The organism is Acidiphilium sp. C61 (assembly GCF_905116885.1).
In the GTDB taxonomy this organism is placed as follows: domain Bacteria; phylum Pseudomonadota; class Alphaproteobacteria; order Acetobacterales; family Acetobacteraceae; genus Acidiphilium.
In genome coordinates this window covers 97,054-114,123 of sequence record NZ_CAJHNI010000003.1, presented here as the reverse complement: position 1 = coordinate 114,123, position 17,070 = coordinate 97,054, and the positions used below count along the sequence as shown (strand labels likewise).

Sequence of the window (17,070 nt, the reverse complement as noted above, 5' to 3'; positions counted from 1 at the left end):
CACCAGAATTTCCACCACATTGACGGACGCTATCCATTTCCAGCACACGCTGCCGCTTGATCGATCCTCGATGACGCGCTGGCGCAAGCGGATCGGGTCCGAGCGGATGGAGGCCCTGCTCGCCGAGACGCTGGCGGCCGCCGAGCGGGGTGGCGCCGTGGCGGAGAAGCACTACGAGCGGGTCACCATCGATACCACGGTCCAGCCGAAGGCAGTGACGCATCCGACCGACAGCAAGCTGCTGCACCGCGGCATCGAGGCACTCGCTCGCATGGCGCGCAAGCACGGTATCACGCTACGCCAGTCGTATCGCCGGGTTGCGCGCTACGCCAGGCAGGAGGCGGCCCGCCTGCATCATGGTGGCAAACGCCGCGAGGCCGAGGCTCGCGTGCGCAAGCTGCGGACCTGGCTGGGCCGGCTGGCGCGTGACATCACCCGCAAGATCGCAGGCAACGCTGAAGCGAAGGCCACGTTCGCCGAAACGCTGGGCCTGATCAATCGCCTGCTTCGCCAGAAGCGCTCCGATCGCGGTGCCGACAAGCTCTATTCCCTGCACGCGCCTGAGGTGGAGTGCATCGGCAAGGGCAAGGCCAGGACGCGCTTCGAATTCGGCGTGAAGGTCTCCATCGCCACCACCAACGCCGCTGCACCCGGCGGTCAGTTCGTTCTCGGCATGCAGAGCCAGCCGGGAAATCCCTATGACGGCCACACCCTGGCCGGCCAGATCGAGCAGGTCGAGCGGATCACCGGCGTTGCCGTCGCCCGCGCCTATGTCGACCGCGGCTATCGCGGCTACGGCGTCGAAGCCGAGGGCAGAAAGATCTTCATATCCCGCCAGAAACGCGGCATCACCCCCACCATCCGCCGCGAGTTGCGCCGACGCGCCGCCATCGAACCCGTCATCGGCCACATGAAGACCGACAGCCATCTGGGGCGGAACTTCCTGCTCGGCGTCGACGGTGATGCCATCAACGCCATCCTCGCCGGCGTCGGACACAACCTCCGGCTGCTCCGCAGATGGTTGATCAGGCTTCTTTGTGCCCTCCTCGCATGGCTCTCTGCCGCAAACCGCTCACCAAGCCTCGGCTTCGCCCACCGCTAGATCACATAGTTCACAGGCGACTTGGTACGAAGCCCAGCTTGCGCCGATCCGCGGACCAGATATGCACGCCGTCTGCCACACTCGTCCACACCCAGCCGCGCACATCGACCGCAAATCCGTCGGGATAGCCGTGGTCGGTGTGGGAGAAGAAGCGCCGATTGAAGAGCATGCCGCCATCGCCCACATCGAATGCGATGATCTCGTGCTTCGTTCCGGCTTTATGCCCGGGCACCTCGCCGAGCGACAGTGACGTGTCGGATACGTAGATCGTCGCGCCATCGGCGGTGAAGGCGAGGCCATTGGGCTGCTCGAAATCCGCCATCCGGAGGCGGCCCTTTCATTAGGTTCGTTGCTCGACCTTATATCGGCACATTCGATGCCGGTGGGCCGTCCACCCCAACACAAGTGATTCAGACGACGCAAGACCCTGCGGCGCATAACCGAATCGGCCGACTCAGTTTGTTTACGTACGGACACTAAGTAATTTCCGATACTATCATTGTCGGCGCGAATCACCTATTTTGTAAAACTGAACACGCGAGCGATCGCCTTCGAAACGGTGTTTCGGGAGTATCCGCCATGATGACGACGTCGCTTGCGGAAACGACCACATCGTAAGCCAGTTGTCCGGCGATCCAACCGCGCACAATCCCGCCAGTGGATCCACCAGGAATTATACAAAATGCAGCCAAATCTTCGGATTTGTTCCGGTATGCTAGACGGGCCCACAAAGCACATACGGCGATGGCTAAGCGCCCCTGGGACAACCGATCGACACCGTCGAGTAGACCACGCCCACCGCGATCCGCCTGCCGTGTTGCCCCTGATCTGAATTGCGACGAACCCACGCAGCGGTCGACAATTTTTTTTGGCACTGAAGCTGAAACAATCGGCGCTACATCTGCGTGCCCACTAATACGCTGTCGGCTTAAAACCAGACCGACGAGTAAATTTTTGTTCGTCAGACTAGGTGCATACCACCCGCCGACTATCGCAGATACACTTGTGCGTTCGGGGCGGGCATTACGTCAAACAGTGGTTTCAGGGAACCGTCCAATTACACATCGGGATCCACTCGTCATCTTACGACGGAAAACGGAAAGGATGATTACCATGCAAAAGAGTTTCACGATTGCACTGGCGCTACTCGTCTTGATAGCCGTAGCGCCACTGCTTGACGGCTGCCATACGACTGCCGGTGTCGGTAGGGACATCTCTTCGGGAGGCAATGCGCTCACAAACAGCGCGGTAAAGCACACGCCATGACGGCCCGCACCAAATCAATCCAAAACAAGGCCATAACGCAGATCCTTACCCTGGCAACGATGATCTGTGTGTGTGTAAAAGATCCGCATAACATATACTACCAAGGCGTCGGCCAAAATCTCGATAACGGCGACCGTGTTGCTCGACGACAAGCGAACGTCGGCGTATAGCAATCACGTCCGCAGCGAGACCCATCGGCCTAGCTGCTACCCATTTCGAAGAATCATGATCCATTGCGTCGATCATTCTGATACTTCCAATCGTCCTCTTGTAGGGTGGCGACTGTTACTACGGTTACTTTTGCATCTATTATAGCGGTCGTAGCTTTTGAGGGCTACTCGGCCTAACCATCATCGCCTTGGTTCTGATAATGCTATTCGGCGGCATTCATCGCTGGGTCTAATACTGACCGCAGCTAGGTGCCTTTTGGCTTGTGCGAGCACGCTCTGGCAGTGTCCCTGTAGACGTCTCTTTCGAGGGGTGCGCCGTTATTCGTACTTTGCAGTATCAGATCGCTAGGGAGATCATGGGGTAACGGTTGCTGAGATGCCAGGCGGGCCGCTGGCTCCTTAATTGGCTATCAAGCCTACAGCCAACGCGGACGCTCCACCCCGTACTGGCAAGATTGCAATGTGTTTCCTGTAGGATAGGAAAATCGACTGGAGGATCGCCATGGTCTCAAGTTGAAGGAATGAATTCATGTTAGCCAACGAACAAATGATTGCGCCATTTCCGCCAGGCTCAGTGGAAAGAGTCGCCTTGCAATCACAGCAGTATCCGATGCCGAAAGGCTATTATGATCGCAGCCGTAATATGACATGGTTGCAACTTCTCTCGAAGGAATTCGGAAAGGCGGGGATTGATTGGTCAGTAACCCATTCGGATAGAAACGTTACGGTGCGTTTTCGCTCTGATGCCGAGGGCATTCGTTGGACGACGCGCACCTCGTCGGGCGGCTAGCGCGCTCACGGATACACTTAGAGCGTATTTCGATCAGTCCGGTTACCGGTCGGGTTATTATGGAGGACGCGGCTATGGGGGGCATCCTGACCCTGCTCATTGTCATCCTCGTGCTATTCCTGTTGTTTGGTGGAAGTTTTCACGGCCCGATGTCCCATTGATCGGTGTGGTCCGACCCCGTTCGGGTGGATTCCGGACGCCGGATCCGCATCCTGCGAGAGTGCTGGCTACGGCATATTCCGACACGCACTGCCCGCATTCAGCCTGATGCCGGGAAAAATTGGGCTTGCCGGGACGGGTAACCGCCTCGACACCCCGGGCGGGGTGGGTTTTCTCGAGATATAAGGGGAGATGGCCGATTTGATTACGGACCAGAACAGTAAGCCGCAGCAAGGCGAACTGCCGACCACACACATCGACGCGCTGACCAACTCGTTTTCGCAGTTCCTGCGCATCGAAGCCACGAGTGGTGCCGTTCTCCTGTTGGCCACCGTCGTTGCATTGACGCTTTCCAACTCACCCTGGTCCGATGGCTTCAGATCTCTTTGGGAGACACCAATCGGCATTCAGATCGGTGCGTTCCAGTTTCTGCGCTCTTTGCGGGATCTGATCAACGACGGTCTAATGACGCTGTTCTTCTTCATCGTCGCGCTCGAGATCAAGCGCGAAGTGGTGCTTGGTGAACTTCGGAACCCGCGCATGGTGGCTCTCTCGGTCGTAGCTGCGGCAGGAGGCATGCTTGTGCCCATGGGCTTGTATCTGGCGCTGCAGCATGGCCAACCTGGGCAGCATGGTTGGGGCGTCGTGATGCCGACCGACACAGCTTTCGTCATCGGCTGCCTGGCGCTCCTTGGTTCGCGTGTGCCTCCGGGCCTACGCGTCTTCCTGCTATCGCTTGCGGTCGTCGACGACCTTGCCGCCATCCTCGTGGTCGCCGTCGGTTACAGTCGATCAATCGACTGGACTGCCCTTGCGCTCGGCGCCGTCGGACTGGTGATAATTCGGGGGATGGCATTACTCGGCGTTCGTAACATCCGCGTCTACTTTCTGGCTGGGGCAATAATCTGGCTCGCCGTCAATGCGTCCGGCATCCACGCGACGATTGTTGGTGTTATCCTCGGGCTCATGACACCGACGGCTGGCTGGGTGAGCGACCAGCGTCTGGGGGAAATCTTGCGAAAGGTGCTCTCCTATCCCCCGGGAGATCATTGGAGTGGCGATACCGAGGATAACCTGGCGCTGCAGGTTGCCGGTATCGCGGTGCGCGAGACGTTGTCGCCCGTCGAGAGGCTCGAGGCCATGCTCCATCCCTGGGTCGCCTTCGGCGTTATGCCGCTTTTCGCGCTTGCAAACGCGGGGGTATCGATCACGATCAAGGGACTTATCAACCCAGTCTCGCTGGCGGTGATGGCGGGCTTCGTCCTCGGCAAGCCGATCGGCGTCACAGCATTCGCATGGCTGGGGGTGCGCACGGGTGTCGCCATTCGGCCGGCGGGGCTCACCTGGGGGGGACTTGTCGGTGGGGCTCTTCTTACCGGTATCGGATTCACCATGGCGCTGTTTATCGCCGGCCAGGCATTTCAAGATGCCACCCTCAACGCAGCGAAACTGGGTATCCTTGCTGCCTCAGTCGTCTCTTCTGTTGCTGGTCTCACGCTGCTGTGCATGTTCCCCAAGCGTGACCAAACGCTCGATGCCGATTTCCACTGAACCGGTCGTCGAGCGCCCGGGTCAGCGTCAGACGTTCAGCGCTGCGTCGGCCGTCAACGCCAAGGGCGGGTTCTGGTACTGCACCTATGAGGGCGGCCTGACCGCCGAACTGTTCGTGCATCTGGTGTGTCAGTTGGTGCGCCATCGCGTGCGCCCGGTGCGTAATCGCTATCTGAATGACGGCCTTGCTTTGGCGAGCGAGCGCTACACGGCGGCTGGCAGAGCGGCCTGAGTTTTCCAGTTCCACGGCATCAGGCTGCCGATTTCGTCGGACTTGGTGCGTCCGGCGACGATGCGTTGGAGTACGTCGGTGAGCCGGGCGAGCGGTTCGACGCCGCTGAGCCTGGCGGACCCGATCAGCGTCGCCATCAGCGCACAGTGCTCTTCGCCGGTGTCCGATGCGACCTCATGATGTCCGGTCCTTCGAAGCACTCCTACGAGTGCTCGCAAGAGCGGCTCCTATCGCCTCAACCGGCTCCACTTTGCTTTTGATCCTTGCCCTGAGAAAAAAAACCCCGGATCACTCCGGGGCCATTCTGGACTGAAATTAACAACAGAGGTTGAAGAAGAAGTTTGGCTGAAACGTATAGCCAGTCGGGAAAACAGGAAATATCAATCGGGTACATATAACCTGCTTTAGTAACCGATTTATTTCGTTTCGTCTCAGGTCTGTGATGCAGCCTCCGCGCCAGCCTGCGCACGGTCGAGACGTGATAGTCCTCCCGCCGGCCTCGACACGGGCGATGATCCGCTCGACGCGGTCCCAGCTTGCTGCGCCATCATTGAACTCTTTGAACCGCCGGATTTTCTCTCACCGACAGACAACTTGGAATATACAAGCAAAAACAACAGGATATAGGCGTTATACCAATCTGCCTATCCGATGACTTTTTTGATCCAGTCTCGTTGGGTGATTGTGACCGGCCCCCATTGAGTGGTCCGTGTTGGAAGTTAGTGCATTGTTGTCTCCGCCGCCATGGCCGGCTGTCGGTGGAGCGAAGCGGAACCGGAGGGCGGCCGTGGCGGCGTCGCGGTTTCCGGGGCCGGCGGACGATATCCGAGCGAACTGTGTGGCCTGACGGTATTGTAGTGCCGCCGCCAGGCCTCGATCAGGATCTGCGCTTCCGCCAGGGAGTAGAAGACCTCCCCGTTGAGCAGTTCATCGCGCAGCGAACCGTTGAAGGACTCGCAGTAGCCGTTTTCCCATGGCGAACCTGGCGTGATGTAGAGCGTCTTCACACCGACCTTCCCGAGCCATTGCCGCACCGCCCGGGCGATGAATTCAGGACCATTATCCGACCGTATATGCGCCGGTGGCCCTCTGGTGACGAACAGTTCTGCCAAAGCGCCCAGCACATCCTCGCTCCTGAGCCGGCGCGCGACCGGCAGGGCCAGGCACTCCCGGCTGGCCTCGTCGATGATCGACAGGATCCGGAACTTGCGGCCGTCGTGGGTCCGTCCTTCCACAAAATCGTAGGACCACACATGGCCGGGATACTCAGGCCGCAGCCGGATACACGACCCGTCATTGAGCCAGAGGCGTGAGCGCTTCGGCTGTCTTTGCGGCACCTTGAGACCCTCGCGCCGCCAGATCCGCTCCACCCGCTTGCGGTTCACATGCCATCCCGCATCCCGCAGCAAGGCCGTCACCCGCCGATAACCGTAACGACCATATTGCCGGGTCAGGCGATGATGTCCCCGGTCAGGGCCGCCTCGTCATCCGCCCCGCGTGGCACCTTGCGCTGCGTCGATCGATGCTGTCCGAGCACGCGGCACACCCGCCGCTCGGAGACAGACATCGTTCCTCTGATGTGATCGATACAGCGCCGGCGCCGCGCGGGGCTCAGAAGTTTCCCCGTGCCGCCTCCGTCAGGATCGCCTTGTCCAGCGACAGATCGGCCACCAGACGCTTCAGCCGGGCGTTCTCCCGCTCCAGTTCCTTCATGCGACGCGCCTGGTCCATCTTCAGGCCGCCATACTCCTTGCGCCACCTAATGGGATGGACGGCTCTCCCTCCCCACCGGCAGGCTGTGCCGTTGTTGAACCTGGAGGAGAGCGACCATGACGATTGATGTTCTGGGGATTGATCTGGCGAAGAACGTGTTTCAGCTGCACGGGGTCGACCGGAAGGGGCATCCTGTCTTCAGGCGCCGGGTCATGCGTGACCAGTTGTTGTCGGTGCTGGCCGGTATTGAGCCCTGCACGATCGCGATCGAGGCGTGTACCGGTGCCTTCTGCTGGGCGAGGAAGTTTGAAGCGCTCGGGCACAAGGTGAAGATCGTCAGCCCGCAATACGTGAAGCCGTTCGTCCGTCGGCAGAAGAACGACAACAATGATGCGGAGGCGATCTGCACGGCGGTTCGCCAACCGCATATTCCGCTGGTGCCGAAGAAGACAGTCGAGCAGCAGGATGTCCAGGCCCTGCATCGGGCGCGCCAGCGCATGGTGAACCACCGCACTGCTGTGGTCAGCCAGATCCGCGGACTCCTGCTTGATCGCGGCATCGCCTTCGGCAAGTCCATCACCCGCGCGCGGCGAATGATTCCGGAGATATTGGCCAATCCGGACAATGAACTGACGGCGATGGCCCGGGAGGCAATCGGCGAGCTCTGGGACCTGTTTTGCGACCTCGACCGACGTATTGCCATTTTCGACGCGAAGATCGCAGCCGTGTTCAAGAGCAGCGCAGTTTGCCAGCGTATCGCCCGCATCAAGGGCGTCGGCCCCAAGACCGCCACCGCGATCGTCGCCGCCGTCGGTGATGGCGCTGAATTCAAGAACGGCCGTCATATGGCCGCTTGGCTCGGGTTGGTCCCGCGCCAGCATTCGAGCGGCGATCGGCAGATCATGATGGGCATCTCCAAGCGTGGGAGCCAGCACTTGCGCAGCCTGCTCGTTCACGGCGCACGCGCGGTGGTTCGAACTGCCGGGACAAGGAATGATCCCATGAACCAATGGGTCACCCAGCTTCAGGAGCGGCGGGGCTTCAACCGGGCAACGGTTGCGGTCGCCAATAAGAATGCACGGATCATCTGGGCCGTGCTGCGAACGGGCGAACCGTACCGCCCGGCCGCCTGAAGGTTGGACTACAGTTTGCGGGTAGACGGAGAAATGGGCTGCACTGATCGAACCGGCGCGTGACGAACCTGACTATTATCGAGGCTTCCGAAGCCTACCAGCTGTAGAGGTGCGCGCGTGCGGATTTGCCATTTGGGCGCTCCGGCCAAGGCCGGCTGACGCCGGATAGATGTTTGCAACTGATCACGCAGGATCATTCAAAATCTACTTGCAACGGGAGAGCCGTCCATAGAGATAATAGCTCTGCTCGGTAACGCCGATCCGACGGCATGCATCCGCAACCGTCCCGCCCTGCGCCAGAACAATCTCAGCCTCGCGCAACTTGCCGATGATCTCTTCCGGCTTGTGATTATGGGATGGCCCGCCCCTCTCGTGGCGATCGGGTAGTATCGCCGCTGGTTTGGAGAGAGGAGCAGACCGATGGATATCATGATTCTCGGCATCGATCTTGGGAAGAACTCTTGCAGCGTGGTGGGCATGGACGCCGCCGGCCGGGTTGTTTTGAGGCGGAGACTTCGGCGGGGAACGTTGGAAAGTTTCGTTGGCGAGCTTGGGTCGTGCATTGTGGCAATGGAAGCATGTTGCGGCGCTCATCACCTCGGGCGGATTTTCGCCGCGCGGGGCCACGAGGTGCGGCTGATGTCGCCGGAATATGTCCGTCCGTACGTGAAGGCGCAGAAGAACGATGATCTCGACGCGGAGGCGATCGCAGAGGCTGCGACGCGGCCAACGATGCGTTTCGTGCCTGTGAAGAGCCAGGACCAATCTGATCTCCAGGCTTTGCACCGAGCCCGGGAGCGCCTCGTCTCGGAACGGACGGCGCTGATCAATCACTTGCGGGCGTTGCTGCTGGAGCGAGGGATCGTCGTTCCGCAAGGCCGGAGGAAACTGGAAGCCGAGCTTGAGACATTGGCCGAAGATGGCGGTTTTGCCGCGTTGAGCCCGCGCATCCGGACGTTGATCGAAGATCTTCGGGCGGAATGGCGTTCACTCGACCAGAGGATCACCGGCTTCGACGCCGAGTTCGTTCAGTTGGCTCGTGACGACGTGGCTGTGCGACGTTTGACCAAAATCCCAGGAATTGGAACGATAAACGCTACGGCGCTGGCGGCGGCGGTCGGCGAGGCGCATGCATTCAAACGTGGGCGGGACATGGCGGCGTGGCTGGGGCTCGTTCCACGGCAAATGACAACGGGTGGAAAACCGCGCCTGCTCGGCATCAGCAAACGCGGCAATCGTTATTTGCGGAAGAACTTGATCCATGGCGCACGAGCGGCGCTGCCTTATCTTGTCGAACGCGATACGCCGTTGGGCCGCTGGGCGCGGGGATTGCTCGATCGAGCGCATAAGAACGTGGTCGTAGTCGCGCTGGCCGCGAAGCTGGCTCGGATCGCATGGGCCGTTTTGGCGCACGGTTGCGATTACGACGCCCAATTCGAAGCGGCGGCTGCGGCCGCATGACGGAATCGCCCGAACAGCGCTCACAGTTGGGCGCGAAAGGGCAGTCGATGTCTGCGTGAGGTGAAAGGAAGATGGCCTGACAGTCGAACGGCGGCTTGAAAACCTGACGCAGTGAACGGCCTCCGAGGCCGGTGTGATTATGAGGATCAGGCCGCGCGGATCTCCATCTTGGCCGGGTTCGAAGCCCGAGACCGGATACGTTGAAGCAGACTGATTAGAGCCAGATGAAAATCACCCCTTGCGGACGGGGCGGGCCATACGTTCCTCGCCATCCCAGTCCTCCTTCAGGCCAAAATCTAAAACAGATCCCGGACCACTCAGAAGGGGGCAGATCAATTGAAGCGATTTGTTCTGGCATCTGCATGAACTTGTTCCAGGCGTTTCGGCAGGCGGCAAGGATTTCGTCGTAGCTGTTCCAGACTTGATGGCTGAGGAAGTTGCCGCGCAGAAATTGCCAGATGTTTTCGACCGGGTTGAGCTCTGGCGCATAGGGTGGCAGCGGCAGCATGCTGATATTGTCTGGCACTGGCAAACGTTCGCCGGCTTGATGCCAGCCGGCACCGTCAAGCACCAGCACGGCGTGCGCGCTCGGCGCGACCTGCGTGCTGATTTCCCGAAGATGCTCGGCCATCGCCTCGCTGTTGACCACCGGCATGATGATGGTGGCACCAATACAGCATTCCGGGCAGACGGCACCAAACAGATAGGCGGAATCATGGCGGTTGTCGCGCACAGCCAGTGGTCGGGAACCCCGCTCTGCCCAGACATAGCTCAGGGTTCCCTTCTGACCGACACGGGCCTCATCGGCGAACTACACCTCGATCGGCTTACGGGCCGCCCTGGCCGGGATCGCCGCCGCTACCAGGCCGGCGAAGTCTTTTTAAAAATGTCCTGTGCCGCAGCGTCCCTCTTCGGATGATACGGACGTGGCTGGACCCGCGTGAACTTGAGCCGCCGCAACAGTCGGCTGATCGACGTCTCGTGCAGGGTGACCGCAAACTCGGACTTGATCCGCCGCTGCAGGTCGACACAGCGCCACCGCACCACGCCGTCACGCTCCAGGTCCGGACCCTGCCTGACCCATGCCGCGATCTGTGCCTGCTGCGAAGCCGACAATCGGGGTGGCGGGCCGTTGCGGCGCGGCGCGGCGCTCAGTCCTTCAGGCCCCAATCCATTGTAACGGTGCACCCAGTCGCGCAGCGTCTGCCGGTCCATGGCACAAGCCTCGGCCGCATCGCGCCGAGACCAGCCTTCGAGAACAAGAGCAATCGCCAGCAGCCGCCTCGAAACTTTCGCATCCGTCGCACGAGCCGCCCGCTCGCGCAGCGCCATAGCCGACAAGTCCAAACGCGTTATCGCTACCGTCATCGCAAACCTCCTTCGGGGAAGCTCAGCGAATCATACCCGCCCAAGCCGCAGGGCTGTTCAATGCTTTGGGATAGTAATGAGTGCGAGAGCATTGTCAGGTTGACGTGGTGATCGTGTGCCCGTAGCGATTTCGGATGATGGCTTTGACTCTGCCTGCACGTTTGAAGGGATATCGCTTCCCTCGATCGGTGATCGCGTATGCGGTCTGGAGCTATTACCGGTTCAATCTCAGCCTGCGGGACGTTGAGGATCTTCTGGCCGCTCGCGGCGTGATAGTATGCTACGAGACGATCCGCGTCTGGGTCGATCGGTTTGGCCCGCAGATCGCCGCGCAAATCCGTCGCGATCGGCTGCCGGCCGGCGACAAATGGCACCTCGATGAAATGGTGATCACCATTGGCGGCGAGAAGCATTGGCTTTGGCGGGCAGTTGATCATCGCGGTGACGTGCTGGAAATCCTGGTCCAGAAGCGGCGAGATGCCCGAGCCGCCCGGCGTTTTCTCCGCAAGCTGATGCGCCGATGGGGTCAGCCGCGCGTCGTGGTGACCGATAAGCTACGGAGCTACGACGTTGCCCTTCGCACGGATTGCCGCAGCGCCGATCACCGATCGCACAAGCGGCTGAACAACCGGATCGAAGCATCCCATCGTCACACCAGGCGACGAGAAAAGATCATGGGTCGGTTCAAATCCCCAGGTCATGCCCAGAGATTTCTCGCCACCCACGACCAGATCACCACCCTGTTCCGCCCAAAACGCCATCGCCTCTCCGCCAGATCCTACCGCCACGCAAGAGCCGATGCATTTTTGCTCTGGACCGACTACGCCGCCAATCTCGCCGCCTGATCGATCGCGTCTCGGTCAAATCACACCTCGTTCGATCAACCTGACAATCCCGCTTGGCGCACTGCTGGCAGGGTGGGTTGGGGAGGCGGACCGGGGACTCTTTTTTCCGTCCCGCCTGAGCGAGCCTTCGGGATTGCAAGAAGGCGTAGGCCATCATCGTCATCAGGGCATGGCGGTGGAGGCCAGTCCAGGATCGGCCCTCGAAGTGGTCCAAGCCGAGTTCCTCTTTGAGTTGCTGATGGGCCTGCTCGCAGATCCAGCGCGCCTTGATGGCGCCAGCCAGAGCTCTGATCGGGGTGTCGGCAGGCAGGTTCGAGAGATAATATTTTCGTTCGCCATTCGAGCGATGCTCACCCACCAGCCAGGCTTCCTCTCCCGGCATGTGCTGGGCACCGGCAGAACCGATTCGCTGGGGCGCGCCATCAGCAATGCGTACCCTCATGGCGGCAAAGCGGGCTGTCAGACGCCCCTTTGTTCCCTTGCGCCAACCGAGCTGCGCCACCGGCGGGCAGCGCGGGTTTGATGCCGGAAAGAAGATCAAGGGGCGCAAGCGCCACATCATCACCGATACAATCGGCCACCTCGTCGGCGCCGTCGTTCATCATGCCGGCATTCAGGATCGGGATGGGGCGCCCGACGTGCTCAAATCGGTCAAATCCCTGTATCCTTGGTTGCGGCACGGATTCGCCGACGGCGGCTATGCCGGTCCCAAACTCAATGGACACCTCGCCAAAATCGGCAAATGGATCATACAGATCGTCAAACGCTCCGACACCGCCGACGGGTTGTTTGATCGCGACTGACCTGTCAACTCCTTTCTTGCAGCTTGCTGCATCATCGCCGGATCTTGGTTGTTTCCGGGGTCGACCCTCGTTGGTCGCCGCAACATGCTTTTCGAAGGCGAGGCCCACCATGTCGAGAGCGCGGTCCGGATAGTCCGGCAGCAAGACCCAACTCGGGGTAGCCTCGTCGCGTCCGGCGAGGACGCCTGCGTCCGCCTGAGGGGCGGATTCAGTAAACTGGCGAAACCGTCAGGCGGCTCGGGCCTTGGGTGTTGCGCCGTGCCAAGCCTCGAACGGCTGGTTGGACTTCCACATGGCGTGCAGCACAACGCCGATCTTACGGGCGACGGCAACGGCTGCCCGCTTGAAACCAAGTCGTTGCACGAGTGCCAGCCCCCATGTTTTCAATGCTGATGAGCTTTGCACCCGCACCAGCAGCGAGGCCGCCGCCTCGAACAGGTAGCTCCGCAGCAACCGGTCCCCGCGCTTGGACACGCCGGCGCTGTGGTCGATTTCGCCGGACTGGTTGCGTCGGGGCGTAAGTCCGAGATAGGCGCCGATCGAGCGTGAGTGCCGGAAATGCGCTGGGGCCTCGACGGTGGCGCTGAAGCTCGCGGCAACCACTACGCCGACACCCGGACAGGTCATCAGCAGCCGACATGTCGGGTCGGCCTTGACCGCGGCCATCAGCTTGCGGTCGAGTACGGCGATCTGATCGCGGACGGCGCGCCAGGCCGCAAGCAACGGCTCGACCACGCCGGCGACCTCGGGCCGGCCCTCCAGCGCGATGCGCACCTTCGCTTCGAAGACGCGTCCGGCCCCGCCTGTCGCCCTCAGCCCAAACGTCTTCAGCGTGCTGCGGATCTGGTTCGACAAATCGATTGAAATGCCGACGAGTTGCGAACGGGCACCGACCAGACGGCGCATGGCGTGTGCGGCCCAGCCTTTCACACGAGCCTCCCGATACCAGCCAGTCCGGACCAACTGCGCCAAAGTTTCAGCGTCGTGTGCGTCAGTCTTGTTCCGCTGCAACGCTGTCGCCACGCGTGCATGGCGCGCATCGAGGCAGATCACCGGAAAACCGAGGTCCTTGAGCGAATGGTAGAGCCACGGCGCCAACTGTCCGGTCTCGAGCCCGACCCGAACGAGTTCGGGCGCATGCCGGCGCAGGGCCGCGGCGAGCACCTCCGGCTCGCTGGCCCTCTTGCCCCGCCAGACCAGCTTCCCGTTGTCGTCCACAACGTGAATGGCGGTGTCTTTGTCCGAAATGTCCAGTCCTGCGTAGTGCGCCATGATTGCCTCCCTCGGCTCCAACAAGCGGACCACCCGCTCGCTTCGCGCCCCAGTTTGACAGATCAAACCGCCGGATCGCGATCACCGCATGTTCCTTCAATCGAGGCTATCGGCTTTAGGTAAGGCGATCCGCAGAAGGCGCGGCGCAAGGATCGGCAGGACGAACAGCGTCAGGATCGTTGCGGTTGCGAGGCCGCCGAGGATGACTATCGCCATTGGCCCCTCGATGGCGTCGCCGGGGGAGCCGGTAGCCAGTGCGAGCGGGAGGAGGCCGAGGGCGGTTACACAGGCGGTGATCAGGATTGCCGGAAGCCGGTCGGCCGCGGCTTGGCGTGCTATCTCTGCTGACCATGGTTTGCCGCTGCCCTCCATGAGCCGGCGCATGTGAATCAGGAGCAGCAAGCCGTTGCGCAGCGTGAGGCCGAACAGCGTCGCGAGTCCGACCATGGCGCCAAGTTCGAGATGGCCGCCGAGGAAGGTCCATATCGCCGCGATGCCGCCCGAGAAGGCGACTGGAAGAATCACCATGATGAGCACGACAGCTCGTGTCTCGCGCAGGGCGAGCGCCATCAGGATCAGAATGCCGGCAAGAGCGATGGCGGCGCGGACGGCAAGCTCGCGCCGAGCAGTGCCTCCGGCAACGGCCGTGCCGCCATAGCGGACGTAAACATCCGTGCCCAGCCGCAGCTTGGCAAGCCGCTGGCGTAGGCCGCGGATCACCGGGGCTGCCTGGCCATGCGCAACCTGGACAGTGACGACCTGAACGCGTCGACCGTCGTTGTGCAGGATCTGCGCCGGAACCAGCGTCTGGCGAATTGTTGCGATACGGTCGAGGGGCACGATCATGCCGCCTTCCGCCGCGACCGGGAGGTCGCCGATCGCAGCCGGTTGATGGCGGAGTGCTGCGGGCAGCGTGACAACGATCGGCTCAACGAGAGTACCGCGATAGACATGGCCGACGGTGCCGCCTGAATAAGCGATCTTCATCGCCTCGAGCGCCGCGCGAGGGGTGATGCCGTATCGCAGCATCGCTGCGCGGTTCAGGTCAATCGTGAGGGCGGGCACCTGCTGGACAGCCGCCATGCTTGCTGCGCGCACGCCAGGCACCCCGTGTGCCGCCGCCACGATCCGCGCCGCTGCGATGTCGATCGCATCGAGGGAGGGGCCAAATACCGAAACGGTCACCGGGGCGGTGACGCCGGAAAGGCTTTCATCGACACGCTCGCTGAGGAATGTGCGCGACCACCAGGACAGACCGTCGATATGGTCGACCGACGCCAGGATCTGCCGCGTCGATCGTTCGACATGGTGGTTGCCGGTTTTGCTGAGCGTGATGTCGATCTCGGCCTTGTTCACCCCAGCATGGCCGTTGCTCATCGAAGCGCGGCCGATATGCATCACGACATCCCCGACCGAGGGGAGGTTCTCGAGCGTGTGGATCGCGAGCCTGCCAATGGCGAGCATCGCGTCGATCGACGTGCCAGGTGCGGCGAGATAATGGACGATGACGTCGTTTTCTCGAAAGCGCGGCAGGAACCGAGTTTGCAGCAGCGGGATACTGATACCGGCCAGCAGGATCAGGGCGAGCGCGCCGGCGATGAAGGCACGTCCGTGATGTTCCAGCCTGCCGAGCGCGCTGCGATAAGCCGGGCGCAGCAGTGCGATCGGCGGCGTGTGGTCCGCTGCCGCGGCGGGCCGAACCAGGAGCAGCGCGGCGAGGGCCGGAGTAAGGACCAGCGCGACGACGAGTGACGCGCCGATCGCGGCGATGTAGGCAATCCCGAGGGGGGCGAAGAGCCGGCCTGCGACACCACCGAGTGCGATCACCGGGGTGAAGGCGATGGCGACGGCGGCACTGGCGAAAATGATGGCACTCCGCACTTCCAGCGATGCCCTGAAGATGACGCGGAGCGGTGGTTCCGGGCTGCCGGCGATACGGTTCTCGCGCAGGCGGCGGGTGATGTTTTCGACATCGACGACCGCATCATCGACGAGTTCGCCGAGTGCGATCGCAAGCCCCGCGAGCGCCATCGTGTTCAGCGTGATCCCGAGGGCCGTGATGATCGCAGTGGCGGCAAGCAGCGAGACCGGGATAGCCACAAAAGAGATGACTGAGGCCCGCCAGTCTCGCAGCGCGATGAGCAGGACAAGCAGGATGAGCGCTGCGCCGATCAGCAGCACATGGCCGAGATCGGCCAGTGCGACATGAATGAACGTAGCCGGCGTGAAGGCTTTGGGATCAATCTCGATCCCTTGCGCCTCAAGGCCCGGCGTCAGCCGCGCGACCGTTCGGGCCGCCTGGTCGGCCACCGCAAGCGTGTTCGCGCCGTAGAGCGAGGAGACGATCATCAGCAGGCCAGGATGACCGTGGATCAGCGCCGCGCCGTACCTAGGCGGTGCCGACAACCGAACACTTGCCACATCGCCGAGGCTGATCGGCGCACCATCGCTGGTGCCGAGCCAGGTCTTCGCGAGGGCGGCAGCAGTGCGTGCCTGGCCGTGAGGGGCAAGCACAAACCGCTGGTTGCCGTTGTCGATGAAGCCGGCGCCAAGCACGGCGCTGCCTTGCCTGGCGGCACGCGCCACATCCTGCATGGTGAAGCCCGTGGCGATGAGAGATCGGGGCTGGACCTCGACATCCAGCTGTGGCGGGCGTGCGCCGAAGATAACGACATTCGCAACGCCGGGCACCGCCTGCAGGGCGGGTCGCAGTCCGGTTTCGGCGATGGCGGTCAGATGTTCGAGCGACATGTCGCGCTTGGGATAGAGGCCGATTTCGAGTGCAGTGCCGGTGGAGGACTGCATCGGCGCGAGGCGGGGCAGGATCCCGGCCGGGAGAGCCCCGCCAAGCTCGCTCAGGCGCGCGGCGATGCGCTGCCTGTCCTGATACGGATCGGTGCCGCCGTGAAAGACGAGATGGATGACGGACAGGCCCGACTCCGAGGATGAGCGCATCTTCGCAAGGCCGGGCAGGCCGGTAAGGGTGCGTTCGATGCGATCGGTGACCACTTGCTCGGTCTGCAGCGCGCTGAAGCCGGGCGCCGCTGTCTGAATCACGACGGTGGGGGCGGTGAAGGTCGGGAAGACATCATAGCGGGCGGTAGGCAGTCGGGAGAGCTGGAGGGCTGCCAAGCCTGAGATCAGAAGCACGACGACGAGGCGGTAGCGCAGGGCGGCACGGACGATAGGGGACAGCATAAGATTA

Annotated in this window: 12 protein-coding genes and 4 pseudogenes; 9 read left to right on the top strand and 7 right to left on the bottom strand. The window is 61.8% G+C overall.

The window, feature by feature from the left end; genetic code table 11:
• The first annotated feature begins 19 nt into the window (after nt 1-19).
• Complete coding sequence (locus HUW10_RS00895; protein WP_011930563.1) at nt 20-1,102, top strand: IS5 family transposase; 1,083 nt, start codon at nt 20-22, stop codon at nt 1,100-1,102.
• Between the two features lie 10 nt (nt 1,103-1,112).
• Here HUW10_RS00895 and HUW10_RS00890 read toward each other — a convergent pair whose 3' ends face one another.
• Entirely contained in the window at nt 1,113-1,424 is a 312-nt protein-coding gene (locus tag HUW10_RS00890; RefSeq protein ID WP_011930564.1) for an SMP-30/gluconolactonase/LRE family protein, read from the bottom strand.
• 422 nt (nt 1,425-1,846) lie between these two features.
• On the opposite strand from HUW10_RS00890, the gene HUW10_RS18570 reads away from it, so the two are divergent.
• The 4 genes from HUW10_RS18570 to HUW10_RS00870 all read left to right on the top strand — a co-directional run bounded on the left by HUW10_RS18570 (nt 1,847) and on the right by HUW10_RS00870 (nt 5,270).
• The gene (locus HUW10_RS18570; protein WP_081432801.1) at nt 1,847-2,368 is read left to right on the top strand and encodes an entericidin A/B family lipoprotein; all 522 of its coding nucleotides are present in this window, start codon (nt 1,847-1,849) and stop codon (nt 2,366-2,368) included.
• A 699-nt stretch (nt 2,369-3,067) separates the two neighbouring features.
• A complete protein-coding gene (locus HUW10_RS00880) occupies nt 3,068-3,328 on the top strand; it encodes a hypothetical protein (RefSeq protein ID WP_155856272.1) in 261 nt (86 codons plus the stop codon).
• Nucleotides 3,329-3,679: 351 nt separating this feature from the next.
• Nucleotides 3,680-5,038: a Na+/H+ antiporter NhaA gene (gene nhaA, locus HUW10_RS00875; RefSeq protein ID WP_236656143.1), complete on the top strand. Its 1,359-nt coding sequence runs from the start codon at nt 3,680-3,682 to the stop codon at nt 5,036-5,038.
• Nucleotides 5,007-5,270, top strand: a complete 264-nt coding sequence (locus HUW10_RS00870; protein ID WP_155856271.1) for a hypothetical protein — start codon at nt 5,007-5,009, stop codon at nt 5,268-5,270. Before nhaA ends, HUW10_RS00870 begins: the two co-directional genes overlap by 32 nt.
• Here HUW10_RS00870 and HUW10_RS00865 read toward each other — a convergent pair.
• Together HUW10_RS00865 and HUW10_RS00860 are read right to left on the bottom strand one after the other, a co-directional pair.
• Nucleotides 5,243-5,407, bottom strand: coding sequence for a transposase domain-containing protein (locus tag HUW10_RS00865; protein WP_231295199.1), 165 nt, complete (start codon nt 5,405-5,407; stop codon nt 5,243-5,245). The two genes, HUW10_RS00870 and HUW10_RS00865, sit on opposite strands and share 28 nt — an antisense overlap.
• A gap of 582 nt (nt 5,408-5,989) precedes the next feature.
• Nucleotides 5,990-7,031, bottom strand: a pseudogene (locus HUW10_RS00860) (IS3 family transposase); the annotation flags it as partial.
• A 68-nt stretch (nt 7,032-7,099) separates the two neighbouring features.
• Here HUW10_RS00860 and HUW10_RS00855 point away from each other — a divergent pair.
• Nucleotides 7,100-8,116: an IS110 family transposase gene (locus HUW10_RS00855; protein ID WP_011930569.1), complete on the top strand. Its 1,017-nt coding sequence runs from the start codon at nt 7,100-7,102 to the stop codon at nt 8,114-8,116.
• 420 nt (nt 8,117-8,536) lie between these two features.
• Nucleotides 8,537-9,577: an IS110 family transposase gene (locus HUW10_RS00850; protein WP_011930570.1), complete on the top strand. Its 1,041-nt coding sequence runs from the start codon at nt 8,537-8,539 to the stop codon at nt 9,575-9,577.
• Between the two features lie 334 nt (nt 9,578-9,911).
• On the opposite strand, the pseudogene HUW10_RS00845 reads toward HUW10_RS00850, so the two are convergent.
• Nucleotides 9,912-10,945, bottom strand: a pseudogene (locus tag HUW10_RS00845) (IS630 family transposase); the annotation flags it as partial.
• Nucleotides 10,946-11,082: 137 nt separating this feature from the next.
• On the opposite strand from HUW10_RS00845, the gene HUW10_RS00840 reads away from it, so the two are divergent.
• Entirely contained in the window at nt 11,083-11,790 is a 708-nt protein-coding gene (locus tag HUW10_RS00840) for an IS6 family transposase (protein ID WP_371808607.1), read from the top strand.
• Nucleotides 11,791-11,884: 94 nt separating this feature from the next.
• Here HUW10_RS00840 and HUW10_RS00835 read toward each other — a convergent pair.
• Nucleotides 11,885-12,283: pseudogene (locus HUW10_RS00835) on the bottom strand (IS701 family transposase); the annotation flags it as partial.
• A gap of 10 nt (nt 12,284-12,293) precedes the next feature.
• On the opposite strand from HUW10_RS00835, the pseudogene HUW10_RS00830 reads away from it, so the two are divergent.
• Nucleotides 12,294-12,575, top strand: a pseudogene (locus HUW10_RS00830) (IS5/IS1182 family transposase); the annotation flags it as partial.
• 246 nt (nt 12,576-12,821) lie between these two features.
• Here HUW10_RS00830 and HUW10_RS00825 read toward each other — a convergent pair.
• Both HUW10_RS00825 and HUW10_RS00820 read right to left on the bottom strand, forming a co-directional pair.
• Complete coding sequence (locus HUW10_RS00825) at nt 12,822-13,865, bottom strand: IS110 family transposase (protein ID WP_011930574.1); 1,044 nt, start codon at nt 13,863-13,865, stop codon at nt 12,822-12,824.
• A gap of 96 nt (nt 13,866-13,961) precedes the next feature.
• Entirely contained in the window at nt 13,962-17,063 is a 3,102-nt protein-coding gene (locus tag HUW10_RS00820) for an efflux RND transporter permease subunit (protein WP_011930575.1), read from the bottom strand.
• Nucleotides 17,064-17,070: the final 7 nt, after the last annotated feature.

Bases quoted from the DNA above. Each gene is read 5' to 3' on its own strand.
- HUW10_RS00840 (WP_371808607.1), top strand. From the start codon at position 11,083: ATGGCTTTGACTCTGCCTGCACGTTTGAAGGGATATCGCTTCCCTCGA.
- HUW10_RS00850 (WP_011930570.1), top strand. From the start codon at position 8,537: ATGGATATCATGATTCTCGGCATCGATCTTGGGAAGAACTCTTGCAGC.
- HUW10_RS00820 (WP_011930575.1), bottom strand. From the start codon at position 17,063: ATGCTGTCCCCTATCGTCCGTGCCGCCCTGCGCTACCGCCTCGTCGTC.
- HUW10_RS00825 (WP_011930574.1), bottom strand. From the start codon at position 13,865: ATGGCGCACTACGCAGGACTGGACATTTCGGACAAAGACACCGCCATT.
- HUW10_RS00880 (WP_155856272.1), top strand. From the start codon at position 3,068: ATGTTAGCCAACGAACAAATGATTGCGCCATTTCCGCCAGGCTCAGTG.
- HUW10_RS00855 (WP_011930569.1), top strand. From the start codon at position 7,100: ATGACGATTGATGTTCTGGGGATTGATCTGGCGAAGAACGTGTTTCAG.
- nhaA (WP_236656143.1), top strand. From the start codon at position 3,680: ATGGCCGATTTGATTACGGACCAGAACAGTAAGCCGCAGCAAGGCGAA.
- HUW10_RS18570 (WP_081432801.1), top strand. From the start codon at position 1,847: ATGGCTAAGCGCCCCTGGGACAACCGATCGACACCGTCGAGTAGACCA.
- HUW10_RS00865 (WP_231295199.1), bottom strand. From the start codon at position 5,407: ATGGCGACGCTGATCGGGTCCGCCAGGCTCAGCGGCGTCGAACCGCTC.
- HUW10_RS00890 (WP_011930564.1), bottom strand. From the start codon at position 1,424: ATGGCGGATTTCGAGCAGCCCAATGGCCTCGCCTTCACCGCCGATGGC.